Genomic DNA, 12,587 nt, shown 5'->3' with positions numbered 1-12,587 from the left:
GTCAGCTCCGCGCCGGCTGCGCAGCCGGGGCCGCCGCTGCCGGTGCTGCCGGCTTGGCCGCTGCCGCCATCACCGCCGGACGGCCATCCAGCGCATCCATCAGCGCGCCGGCTTCCTTCTCCATCTCCACCACGTAGCCACTGACGCGGGCGCGGAAGAAACGGTGGGCAATCAGGGCCGGAATGGCCACGGCCATACCGGTGGCGGTACACACCAGCGCCTTGCCGATGCCGCCGGCCAGCTGGCTGACGTCGCCGGCGCCGTGGTCCATCAGGCCCAGGAACATCTGGATCATGCCGATCACCGTTCCCAGCAGACCCAACAGCGGGCCAGCCGAAGCAATGGTGGACAACGCCGGCAGGTAACGTTCCATGCGGTGGACCAGATGACGGCCGGTGTCCTCGATGCGCTCGCGCATCTGCTCGCGCGGACGGTTGCGTGCTTCCAGTGCGGCAGCCAGCAGCGCGCCCAGCGGTGAATTGTCACGCAGGGTCTGCAGGTGGGACGGTTCCAGCCGGCCACGGGCAGCCCAGCTGCGCACTTCGGCGCCCAGCCCCGGAGGCAGCACCTCGTTACGGCGCAGGGTCCACAGGCGCTCAAGGATGATTGCCACCCCCAGGATGCCCAGCACAATCAACGGCAACATCGGCCATCCGCCGGCCTTGACCAGTTCCCACACCTTTCAACCCCCAGGCCATCGGCCACAAGCTATCTGCTCGATAGGATAACAGCCGCAACGCATCATCCGTTGCCGTGCCACAGCCGTTTGCGCCAGAACCGGCGCTGGCGCACAGACAGGCCATCGTCATCCAGCCAGACCCGCAACGCGCCGCTGTCTGCAGTTTCCAGCACCTCGGCACCGGCATGCTGCCAGCGCCGCACCACGTCCGGATGCGGATGGCCGAAACGGTTGCCGGCACCGGCCGAAACCAGCACCAGGCGTGCCTGGGCCGCCTTGACGAAAGCACCGGAGGAGGAGGAATTGCTGCCGTGGTGCGCGGCCACCACCACCTGCGCGCGCAGGGCCGCCCGGTCCACCGCGAGCAAGCGCTGCTCCACCACCTGACTGATGTCCCCGGTCAGCAGCACACGTCCATGCGCGCTGTCGATGCGCAGCACGCAACTGGCATCGTTGCCCAGATAGGGAAAATGCAGGCCTGGGTGCAACACCTGGAAGTGGACCCCGTCCCAGTGCCACTGCTCGCCTGCCCGGCAATGCGTGTCCACCGGCTGCGGCACACCGGCCGGGCCACTGACCCGGGCCACCGGCAGGCCATCGCGCACCGCCTGCAATCCACCGGCATGGTCGGCATCGCCATGGCTGAGCATCAGACGATCCAGCCGACGCACCCCGAGTGCGTGCAGGGCTGGTAGCACGATGCGTTCGCCGGCATCAAAGCCGCTGCGCGAGCGCGGCCCGGCGTCATACAGCAGGGTGTGCCCTGCCGTGCGCACCACGATCGCCAACCCCTGGCCGACATCGAGCACGTGCAGCTCCACCGCGCCATGCACTGCCGGTGCCTGCCGCTGCGGCCACAACAAGGGCAGCCACAACAGCAGCCCCAGCCATCGCCCGGGCAGGCTGCGCGGCAACAAGGCCACCGCCGCGGCACACAGGGCCAGCAAGGCGGCCAACAGGCCGCTTTCAGGCAGCCACCACAATGCCCGGCCCGTTGTTGCCATCCAGCCGAACAGCTCCCAACTGGGCATGAAGGCCTGCCCGGCCAATTGCCAGGCCCACTGCCCTGCCCCGTCAGCCGACGCCTCCAGCAGCAGCCCGAGCACACACAGCGGCACCACCACCAGCGACCACCACGGAATGGCCAGCAGATTGGCCAGCGGTCCGATCAGCGAGGCCTGGCCGAACAGCAGCACGGTCAGCGGCAACAGCCCCAGCGTAGCCACGCCCTGGGCCGCCAGCAGGCTGCGCAGCGGCGAGGTCAGCCCATGCGGCAGGGTCCAGGCCAACCAGACCACACCGGCAAAACTGAGCCAGAAACCGGCCATCAGCAGGGCCAACGGATCGACCACCAGCACCGCCAACAAGGCCAGGCCCACGCTGCGCCAGATGCCGATCACCCGCCGCGACAGCCGTGCCAGACAGACCACGGCAATCATCAACACGGTACGCACCGCCGGCAGCCCCATACCGGCAGCGGCGGCGTACAGCAGCGCACCGCCCAGCGCCGCCAGTGCCATGGCCTGTGGCCGCGGACAGCGCCGGGCCAGGGCCGGGAACAGGCGCCACACAGCCCAGGCCAACTGGGCGGCCACGATACCCAGCAGGCCCACATGGAACCCGGAGATGGCCACCAGATGGGTCAGGCCTGTGACACGCAGGCGCTGCCAGTCCGCCTGGGTCAGCCCACCGGTATCGCCCACGGTCAGTGCCCGCAGATAGCCGGCCTGGCTGGCCGGTACGGCCTGCTCGATTGCCCGCGCCATGCGTGCCCGCCACGGTTGCAGGCCGCCCCTGGCCGCCGCCAGCTGCTGTCCACCCGCACTGACCTGGGCATTGGCATGCAGCCCCAGCGACAGCGCCTGACGCCCCGCATCGAAACCACCAGGGTTGTGCCGGCTGTCCGGGCGCCGCAGGCGCAGGCTCAATTGCCAGTGCTGGCCGGCATCGAGCTGCGCACGCTGCGGATCCACACTGCCATCAGGCCGGTCACTCCACACCACGGCCAGCCGCCGCCCGCGCACCTGCCCGTCGTTGTGCCCCACCTCATCGGCCAACAGGGTGAAACGGCTGCGCCCGGGCTGCTGCTCGACCAGGCTGACGATGCGCCCATGCACCTGCAGCACCTGCCCATCGCGTGTGGCCGGCCACTGCTGCCCCAGCACCTGGGCGGCATGCAGCTGCGCCCACACCGCACCAAGCAACACCAGCGCCGGCAGGCGCAGCACGGGCCTGCGCCAGACCAGCAAGCCGGCAACCAGGGCGATCAAGCACAGCACCAGCCGCGGCAGCAGTACCGGCAACAGCAGGCCCAGCCCGGCACCGGCGAGCAAGGCCACCAACAAGGCGCCACCCGCGCCGTGCCAACACGCTTGCCGCATTGCCCTGCCCCTTTGCCTGCATTGCTGCCAGCTTGGCCGCGGACACTGCCGGCCCACAGCAGCCAAGCCCGCAAGCCGGCCTCAGGCAAATGCACAGGCAAAGAAAAAGCGGGCACAAGGCCCGCTTTTTCATCACGTTGACGCTGCAGCGGCCTTATTCGGCAGCCGGCACGCCTTCGCCTTCGGTCACAGCCTTCATGGACAGGCGGATACGGCCCTGCTTGTCCACTTCCAGCACCTTGACCTTGACCACATCGCCTTCCTTGAGCACGTCGGAGACCTTCTCCACGCGATCAGAGGAAATCTGCGAGACGTGGACCAGACCGTCCTTGCCCGGCAGGATGGTGACGAATGCACCGAAGTCCATGATCTTGGCGACCTTGCCTTCGTAGATGCGGCCCGGTTCGACGTCGGAGGTGATCTGCTCGATGCGACGCTTGGCTTCCTGGGCAGCGGCATTGTTCACCGATGCAATGGTGATGGTGCCGTCGTCCTGGATGTCGATCTGGGTGCCGGTTTCCTTGGTGATCGCCTGGATCACCGAACCGCCCTTGCCGATCACTTCGCGGATCTTGTCCGGGTGGATCTTGATGGTCAGCAGGCGCGGGGCGTAATCGGACAGCTCTTCGCGCGGAGCGGTCAGGGCCTTGGCCATTTCACCCAGGATGTGCAGACGGCCGCCCTTTGCCTGGGCCAGTGCCTGCTTCATGATCTCTTCGGTGATGCCTTCGATCTTGATATCCATCTGCAGGGCAGAGATACCTTCGGAAGTGCCGGCCACCTTGAAGTCCATGTCGCCCAGGTGATCTTCGTCACCCAGGATGTCGGACAGGACGACGAACTTGTCGCCTTCCTTGACCAGACCCATGGCAATACCAGCCACCGGTGCCTTGACCGGCACGCCGGCGTCCATCAGGGCCAGCGAGGAACCGCAGACCGAGGCCATCGACGAGGAACCGTTGGATTCGGTGATTTCCGAGACCACGCGAATGGTGTACGGGAATTCCTCGATGGTCGGCATCACGGCCAGCACGCCGCGCTTGGCCAGACGGCCGTGGCCGATTTCGCGACGCTTCGGGGCACCGAAACGGCCGCACTCACCCACCGAGTACGGAGGGAAGTTGTAATGGAACAGGAAGTTTTCCTTGTACTCACCGGAGACGGCGTCGATGACCTGACCGTCACGGGCGGTGCCCAGGGTGGTGACCACGATGGCCTGGGTCTCACCACGGGTGAACAGCGCCGAGCCGTGGGTGCGCGGCAGGACGCCGGCCTTCACGGTGATCGGACGCACGGTGTCCAGGGCGCGGCCGTCGATGCGGACCTTGGTTTCCAGCACCGAGTCACGCATGGTGTGGTATTCCAGCTCGCCGAATTCGTAGGACAGCTCGGCATTGCTCCAGCCTTCGGCGGCAACGCGCTCGGCCAGGGCTTCGACCACCGACTTCTTGACCGCAGCGATGGCGTCGCGACGCTCCAGCTTGTCGCGGATCTGGAAGGCAGCTGCCAGCTGGCCGCCAACGGCGTCCTTCAGGGCGGCAATCAGCGCGTCATTCTTGGCCGGGGCTTCCCAGGTCGAGGTCTTGGCGCCGGCTTCGGCAACCAGCTCGTTGATCGCGTTGATGACCTTCTGCATTTCGCGGTGACCGAAGGTCACGGCGCCCAGCATCACGTCTTCGCTCAGCAGGGCCGCTTCGGATTCCACCATCAGCACGGCATTGGCTGTACCGGCAACCACCAGCTCCAGCTGCGATTCCTTCAGCTCGGAGACGGTCGGGTTGAGAATGTATTCACCGTCCTTGTAACCGACCTTGGCAGCGCCGATCGGGCCCTTGAACGGGGTGCCGGCCAGCGACAGGGCAGCCGAGGCACCGATCAGGGCCGGGATGTCACCGTCCACTTCCGGGTTCATCGACATCACCGTGGCGATGATCTGGACTTCGTTCTTGTAGCCTTCCGGGAACAACGGACGGATCGGACGGTCGATCAGGCGGGAGATCAGGGTCTCCTTTTCGGTCGCACGGCCTTCACGCTTGAAGAAACCACCCGGGATACGGCCACCGGCGTAGAACTTTTCCTGGTAGTCCACGGTCAACGGGAAGAAGTCCTGGCCTTCGCGCGCGCTCTTGGCAGCGACGGCAGTGACCAGCAACACGGTGTCATCCATCTTGACGATGACCGAGCCGCTTGCCTGACGGGCGACTTCGCCGGTCTCGAGCGTGACGGTGTGCTTGCCGTACTGGAAGGTTTTGGTGATTTTTGCCACGAGGGGTGTCCTTTCGGAATGCTTTCTTCAGTTGGGCCGCCGGCAACCCATGCCACCAACGGTTTGCCGGGAGGATCCGGCTTGTTTACAAAACAGCAACAGCCATAAACAAACCGCGGCGCATCGCTGCGCCGCGGTTGGAAACTCGATTAGCGACGCAGACCGAGCTTTTCGATCAGAGCCTTGTAGCGCTCGACGTTCTTGGACTTCAGGTAGTCCAGCAGGCTGCGGCGGCGGTTGACCAGCTGCAGCAGGCCGCGACGGCTGTGGTGATCCTTCTTGTGGATCTTGAAGTGTTCGGTCAGCTGCTCGATGCGGGCAGTCAGCAGGGCGACCTGGACTTCCGGCGAACCGGTGTCGGCAGCGCCGCGCTTGTTTTCTTCAATGACCTTCTGGGTGTCGATCGACATGATTGCTTCTCTTTAGATGCGAGGCCGGTAGAAACGTCCTGATGACGCAACCACACATGCCCGCCGGTTGTAATGGAATGGGCCGCACATGACACAGGCCATGCACGGCCGCGAGATTGTACCGGCCGCCGGTGTCAGCCACAAGGCGACTGGTGCAGCGCAGCGTGATCGTTCAGGGATTGAAGCGCCGCTGCGGGGCCAACAGCCCGTCTGCATCCACCTGCCCCAGGCCGATGGCCCGGCCAGCGGGATCGAACACGGTGACCTGCCCGGCCGCCCATTCACGGTTGCGCAGGCGCTGGCCCATGTTGAAACGGTCGGCATGGGCCTGTTCCAGCTCGATGCGCGGAAAGTGCGACAAGCCCTGCCCCAGCGGCAGCAGGCAGGCCTCCAGCGCCGCCTCCCCACCCTCGGCCAGGATCTGCCGAAGCTCTTCCAGGCTGTACATGCGCGGCGCATCGAACGGGGTCACCCAGAGCCGGCGCAGCACGGTGATATGGGCGCCACAGCCCAGCAGTTCGCCCAGGTCGCGGGCAATGGAGCGGATGTAGGTACCCGAACCACAGGTGATGCGCAGGCGCAGGCGCTCGCCCTCCAGGGCCAGCAGTTCGATCGCATCGACCTGCACCTGGCGTACCGGCGCGGTGATGTTCTCGCCACGACGGGCCTTCACATACAGCGGTTCCCCGCCCTGCTTGAGCGCCGAGTAAATCGGGGCACGCTGCTCGATCAGGCCGATGAACCCGGCCAGGGCCTGTTCCACCTGGGCCAGCGACAGCGCCGGCACCGGCCGCGTGCGCAACACCTGGCCTTCGGCATCGTCGGTGTCGGTGGTCGTGCCCAGCGCGATTTCGGCCTCGTAGGCCTTGGCCGAACCCAGCAGCAGGCCGGCAATCTTGGTCGCTTCGCCAAAGCACAGCGGCAGCAGGCCGGTGGCCAACGGATCCAGCGCACCGGTGTGGCCGCCCTTGTCGGCGCGCAGCAGCCGGCGGGCCATCTGCAGCGCATTGTTCGAGCTCAGGCCTTGCGGCTTGTCCAGCAGCAGGATGCCGTCCAGGCGACGGAATTGGATCTTTTCACGCATGACAGTTGGTCAGAAAGGACAAGGGCGGCCTGCAATGGCCGCCCGTTGTCGGATGTGGCAACCCGCACGTTGCGGGCCCTGGCTGGATCAGCGCGGCGCGGACGGCTGGCCGTCGACGTCGTCGTCGGCAGCGTCGGCCTGCTCACCCTCAGCCTGCTCGCGGTCGGCCTGCAACTCGGGCAGGTCACGCAGCAGGTTGTAGATGCGTTCGCCGTTGTCCAGCGACTGGTCGTAATGGAAATGCAGCTCCGGCACATGCCGCAGCTTCATCGCCCGGGCCAGCTCCATGCGGATCTCGCGGGCCATTTCGCGCAGGCCCTTGACCGCCTCGACCGAACGCTCGGGCATCAGTGCGGTGACAAACACCTTGGCATGGGCCAGGTCACGGCTGATTTCCACGTCCGAGACGCTGACCGACGGCAGGCCGGTTTCGCGCACGGCCTCGTGCACCAGGGTACCCAGTTCACGACGCAGCTGGGCGGCGACGCGATCGGTACGGTGAAAACTCTTCGGCATAGTGCCTCCGTGGTTCAACGCAAGGCCCGGACGGATCCGGGCCTTGCCTTTGGGTTACAGCGTACGAGCCACTTCGATACGCTCGAAGCACTCGATCTGGTCGCCCGGCTTGACGTCGTTGTAAGCCTTCACGCCGATACCGCATTCGGTACCGTTGCGGACTTCATCAACGTTCTCCTTGAAGCGACGCAGCGATTCCAGCTCGCCTTCGAACACCACCACGCTGTCGCGCAGCACGCGGATCGGCTTGGAGCGCTTGACCACGCCTTCGATGACCATACAGCCGGCCACCGCACCCAGCTTGGAGGAGCGGAACACATCGCGCACTTCGGCCGTACCGATGATCTCTTCGCGGATTTCCACGCCGAGCAGACCGGAGGCCACCTGCTTCACCTGGTCGATCACGTCATAGATGATCGAGAAGTAACGCAGGTCGATGCCGTTGGACTCGATGATCTTGCGCGCAGCTGCATCGGCACGCACATTGAAGCCGATCACGGTGGCCTTGGAAGCAGCTGCCGAGTTGGCGTCCGACTCGGTGATGCCGCCCACGCCGGCGCGGATCACATCGATGCGGATTTCTTCGTTGGACAGGGCCACCAGGGCCTGGCTCAGTGCCTGCACCGAACCCTGCACGTCGGCCTTGATCACCAGGTTGAGCACCTGCTGGCCTTCGCCCTTGCCCAGCTGGGCCATGATGTCTTCCATGCGGCTGCCGGCCGAAGCCACCAGACGCGACTCACGACGCTTGACCTCGCGCTGCTGGGCCACTTCCTTGGCCAGACGCTCGTCTTCAACCACGACGAAGTCATCACCGGCATCCGGCACGCCGGACAGACCCAGAACCTGGACCGGAATGGACGGGCCAGCCTGGTCGGGCTGGGCGCCGGTTTCGTCGAACAGGGCACGCACGCGGCCGTACTGCACGCCGCAGACCAGGTAGTCACCCTTCTTCAGGGTGCCGCTCTGGACCAGCACGGTAGCCACCGGGCCACGACCCTTGTCCAGCGAGGATTCGATCACCACGCCAGCGGCGCGGCCTTCGGACACGGCCTTCAGCTCCAGCACTTCGGCCTGCAGGCTGATCGCATCAAGCAGGTCATCGATGCCCTGGCCGGTCTTGGCCGAGATCTCGATCATCTGCACATCGCCACCGAAATCTTCGGCCACGACCTGCTCGGAGAGCAGCTCGTTCTTGACCCGCATCGGGTCGGCCGAGGACTTGTCGATCTTGTTGATCGCCACCACGATCGGCGCATTGGCAGCGCGGGCGTGCTGGATGGCTTCCTTGGTCTGCGGCATGACGCCGTCATCGGCTGCCACCACCACCACGACCACGTCGGTCAGCTTGGCACCACGGGCGCGCATCGAGGTAAACGCGGCATGGCCCGGGGTATCCAGGAAGCTGATGACGCCCTTGGGCGTTTCAACGTGGTAGGCACCGATGTGCTGGGTGATGCCGCCGGCTTCGCCATTGGCGACCTTGGTGCGGCGGATGTAATCCAGCAGCGAGGTCTTGCCGTGGTCGACGTGGCCCATGATGGTGACCACCGGCGGACGTGCCTGGGCTTCGCCCTGGTCGTTGTCCACCAGCGCCAGCAGTGCGTCTTCAGCGTCATCGCTGCTGGCACGCACGGCCTTGTGGCCCAGTTCCTCGGTGACCAGCACTGCGGTGTCATGGTCGATGGACTGGTTGATGGTGGCCATCACGCCCATCTTGAACAGCGCCTTGACCACTTCGCCGCCCTTCAGGGCCAGCTTCTGGGCCAGGTCGGCCACGGTGACTGTGTCACCCAGGGCCACTTCGCGCACCACCGGTGCGGTCGGACGCTCAAACCCGTGCGGACCACTGTTGGCACTGCTGCCACGGCTGTGGTTGTCAAAGCCACGACGGCCGGCCGGACCCTTGGCACCGGGGCGGCCGCGACCTGCGGTATTGGCCGAGGACGGGCCACGACGGCCGCTGCGGTCACCCGGCGGCAGGTGCAGCTGGCCGCGCGGACCACGGCCACGGTCATCATTGCCACCGGTGTTGCCACCCGGGCCACGACGGGCCGGAGCGGCGGCGTCACGGGCCGGGGCGGCCGGACGTGCAGCACGGGCCGGTGCTTCGGCCTCGCGCGCAGGAGCGGCGGCAGCCGGCGCAGGAGCCGGTGCCGGAGCACGGGCAGCCTCTTCGGCAGCACGCTTTTCTTCTTCGGCGCGCTGCTTGGCCGCTTCGGCCTCGGCCTGCTCACGGGCACGCGTCTCGTCACGCAGACGGTCCTTTTCGGCCAACATGCGCTGCTCTTCCAGGTTGCGCTGACGCGACTCTTCCAGCTTGCGCAGGATGTCGGCACGCTCCTCGTCGGGCGTCATCTTCGAGCCGGCGCCGGCAACCTTGGGGATGCTGCGCTTCTGCCGGACTTCAACATTGACCGTGGTCTTGCCACGGCCACCCTTGTTGCCGTCCACGGTCACTTCCTGGACCTTGCGACGAGCCAGGGTGATCTTCTTGGCAGCACCGGCATCAGCGCTGGGCGCTTCTTCGGTCTTGCCATGGCTGCGACGCAAGAAACCCAGCAGCTTGACCTTCTCGGCGGATGTCACCACCTGATCGGGGCCACTGAATTTCATGCCGGCGCCAGCCAGCTGTTCAAGCAAGGTGTCCACTGGCGTGTTGACCAGTTCGGCAAGCTTGCGGATGGTAGTTTGCTGCGACATTGAGATCCTATGATCGTTCTGGCGCCCCCCTCACACCTCGTGCAGGGGGGCGCGAATTCTACGCCCTGGGCGGACCAGGGGCGGGGTCATCGCTGGCTCATTGGCCGCGCTCCAGGCGGGCGATCTCCTCGGCACGAGCGGCCAGGATCAGCGCCGCAGCGCGGGCCTGGTCCATGTTCTCGATGCCAAACTCGAGGATCTCGTCGGCCGCCAGATCCGACAGGTCCTCACTGGTGCGAACGCCATTTGCCGCCAGGGCAAAGGCCGTCGCCTCATCCATGCCTTCGATGGCCAGCAGGTCAGCTGCCGGCGCATCATCAGCCTCTTCCACCGCCAGGGCGTCGTTGAGCAGGGCATCACGTGCACGGGCACGCAGCTCTTCCACGACATCCTCGTCAAAGCCATCCACGGCCAGCAGTTCGCCGACCGGGACGTATGCGATTTCTTCCACGGTACCGAAGCCCTCGCCCACCAGGATGGCGGCGATTTCCTCGTCCACTTCCAGCTTTTCCATGAACAGGTCGCGGGCCTTGGCCTGCTCGGCCTCGCTCTTGGCCTGGACCTGCTCGGAGGTCATCACGTTGAGCTGCCAGCCGGTCAGGCGCGAGGCCAGACGCACGTTCTGGCCGCCCTTGCCGATGGCCTGGGCCAGACGCTCCTCGGCCACGGCCAGGTCCATCGAGTGGCGGTCCTCATCAACGATGATCGACTGCACTTCGGCCGGGGCCATGGCATTGATGACGAAGTTGGCCGGGTTCTCGTTCCACAGCACGATGTCCACGCGCTCGCCATTGAGCTCGTTGGTCACCGCCTGCACGCGCGAACCGCGCATGCCGATGCAGGCACCGATCGGATCGGTACGCGGATCGTTGGTCAGCACGGCGATCTTGGCGCGGTCGCCCGGGTCGCGTGCACAGGCCTTGATCTCGACCAGGCCCTGGCCCACTTCCGGCACTTCCAGCTTGAACAGCTCGATCATGAATTCCGGTGCGGCGCGGCTGATGAACAGCTGCGGGCCACGCGGTTCGCTGCGCACTTCAGCCAGGTAGCCGCGTACGCGGTCGCCGGCACGCAGCACGTCGCGCGGGATGCCCTTGTCCTTGGGAATGAAGCCCTCGGCGTTGCCGCCCAGGTCCACATACACATTGCCACGCTCCACGCGCTTGACCACACCGGTGATCAGCTCGCCAACACGGTCAATCCACGCATCCACCACCTGCTGGCGCTCGGCTTCGCGCACACGCTGCACGATCACCTGCTTGGCAGCCTGGGCGGCAATGCGGCCGAAATCCGGGTTTTCAATCACTTCTTCGATGTAATCGCCGATCTGCGGGTCTTCAGCCTCGTCCACCGCATCCATCATGCGGATCTGGCGGTCAGGCGACTCCATCACCACGTCGTCGGCCACCACTTCCCAGCGACGGTAGGTGACATAGCTGCCATCCTTGTGGTCGATGGTCACACGTGCCAGCACATCCTGGTCGACGTAGCGCTTCTTGGCAGCCGAAGCCAGTGCGGCCTCGATCGCATCAAAGATCACTTCGCGCGGCACGCCCTTTTCATTGGCGACCGCATCCACGACCAGCAAAAGTTCCTTGCTCATTGTTGGCTTACTCCGCGCGCGGCTTCTTGGCCGCCGACTGGTTGGATGGTTTCTTGTTGGCCTTGTCGGCGTTTTTCGGCGCCGGGCCCTTGGGCTTGCTCGGAGCCAGGCCCAGTGCGGCCCAGTCCGGAATGATGCGTGCCTTGTCGATGTTCTCGAAGCTGACCACGAACTCGGCATTGTCGACCTTGAAGGTCACTTCGCCAGCAGCCTGGTCAACGGCGAGGATCTCCCCCTGCAGACGGCGGCGGCCGTTGCTGGCCAGCTTGAGCTGGACCTTGGCCGACTCGCCCTGGTGGCGGGCGAACTGGGCCAGGGTGAACAGCGGGCGATCCAGACCCGGCGAAGACACCTCCAGGGTGTAATTCACGCTGATCGGATCTTCCACGTCCAGCTGCGCGGACACTTCGCGGCTGACGCGCTCGCAATCGTCGATATCCACTTCGCCACGGGTTTGAAGCAACGCCTGCGGCACTTCGATGTACAGACGCAGGGTTGCACCACCCGGCGCAGTCAGGTATTCCACGCCCAGCAGTTCCAGATCCAGTGCCTGGACGGTGGGAGCCAGCAAATTGGCGATTTCGGTTGCCTTGTCGCTCACGGCCTGCCTTGATAGTTCTTGATTGGGGGCTCCGGGCAAGATGAATTGCCGGCGCCAGAAAACGAAAAAGGGCCCTCTGGGCCCTTATCCGGTACAACTCCGGTAATACTGGATTCCGGTATCAAGGGCCTTGACCACCCTTGGAGCCCAGTACGACCGCGACATCCTTGCAGATGCACCGTCAACTGGTAGCGGGAGCAGGATTTGAACCTGCGACCTTCGGGTTATGAGCCCGACGAGCTGCCAGACTGCTCCATCCCGCAACAGAAGTTGCACATGATGCGGCAGGCTTGAACATAAATCAAGCGTTGCGACATCACCGATCTGGTAGCGGGGGCAGGATT

General features: G+C 65.5%; 8 protein-coding genes, 1 tRNA gene and 1 pseudogene. All 10 read right to left on the bottom strand.

Annotated features, from left to right (window positions below):
- Nucleotide 1: 1 nt before the first annotated feature.
- The 10 genes and pseudogenes from ABB30_RS06900 to ABB30_RS06855 all read right to left on the bottom strand — a co-directional run bounded on the left by ABB30_RS06900 (nucleotide 2) and on the right by ABB30_RS06855 (nucleotide 12,506).
- Nucleotides 2-679, bottom strand: a complete 678-nt coding sequence (locus ABB30_RS06900; RefSeq protein WP_057637583.1) for a MotA/TolQ/ExbB proton channel family protein — start codon at nucleotides 677-679, stop codon at nucleotides 2-4.
- Nucleotides 597-3,060, bottom strand: a pseudogene (locus ABB30_RS06895) (DNA internalization-related competence protein ComEC/Rec2). Before ABB30_RS06895 ends, ABB30_RS06900 begins: the two are co-directional and overlap by 83 nt.
- A gap of 154 nt (nucleotides 3,061-3,214) precedes the next feature.
- Nucleotides 3,215-5,326, bottom strand: a complete 2,112-nt coding sequence (pnp, locus tag ABB30_RS06890; protein WP_057637581.1) for a polyribonucleotide nucleotidyltransferase — start codon at nucleotides 5,324-5,326, stop codon at nucleotides 3,215-3,217.
- Nucleotides 5,327-5,475: 149 nt separating this feature from the next.
- Nucleotides 5,476-5,736: a 30S ribosomal protein S15 gene (gene rpsO, locus ABB30_RS06885; protein WP_057637580.1), complete on the bottom strand. Its 261-nt coding sequence runs from the start codon at nucleotides 5,734-5,736 to the stop codon at nucleotides 5,476-5,478.
- Between the two features lie 172 nt (nucleotides 5,737-5,908).
- Nucleotides 5,909-6,820, bottom strand: coding sequence for a tRNA pseudouridine(55) synthase TruB (gene truB / locus ABB30_RS06880; protein ID WP_057637579.1), 912 nt, complete (start codon nucleotides 6,818-6,820; stop codon nucleotides 5,909-5,911).
- Nucleotides 6,821-6,907: 87 nt separating this feature from the next.
- The gene (gene rbfA, locus ABB30_RS06875; RefSeq protein WP_057637578.1) at nucleotides 6,908-7,336 is read right to left on the bottom strand and encodes a 30S ribosome-binding factor RbfA; all 429 of its coding nucleotides are present in this window, start codon (nucleotides 7,334-7,336) and stop codon (nucleotides 6,908-6,910) included.
- 54 nt (nucleotides 7,337-7,390) lie between these two features.
- Nucleotides 7,391-10,039, bottom strand: a complete 2,649-nt coding sequence (gene infB, locus ABB30_RS06870; protein ID WP_057637577.1) for a translation initiation factor IF-2 — start codon at nucleotides 10,037-10,039, stop codon at nucleotides 7,391-7,393.
- 97 nt (nucleotides 10,040-10,136) lie between these two features.
- Nucleotides 10,137-11,642, bottom strand: a complete 1,506-nt coding sequence (gene nusA / locus ABB30_RS06865; protein ID WP_057637576.1) for a transcription termination factor NusA — start codon at nucleotides 11,640-11,642, stop codon at nucleotides 10,137-10,139.
- Nucleotides 11,643-11,649: 7 nt separating this feature from the next.
- Nucleotides 11,650-12,243, bottom strand: coding sequence for a ribosome maturation factor RimP (gene rimP / locus ABB30_RS06860; protein WP_057637575.1), 594 nt, complete (start codon nucleotides 12,241-12,243; stop codon nucleotides 11,650-11,652).
- Between the two features lie 186 nt (nucleotides 12,244-12,429).
- Nucleotides 12,430-12,506 (bottom strand) — tRNA-Met (locus ABB30_RS06855).
- Between the last annotated feature and the right edge of the window lie 81 nt (nucleotides 12,507-12,587).

The sequence above is a fragment of the Stenotrophomonas ginsengisoli genome, assembly GCF_001431485.1.
Classification (GTDB): Bacteria; Pseudomonadota; Gammaproteobacteria; order Xanthomonadales; family Xanthomonadaceae; genus Stenotrophomonas; species Stenotrophomonas ginsengisoli.
The sequence above is the reverse complement of the archived record's forward strand: the minus strand, read 5'-3'. Positions and strand labels throughout refer to the sequence as shown.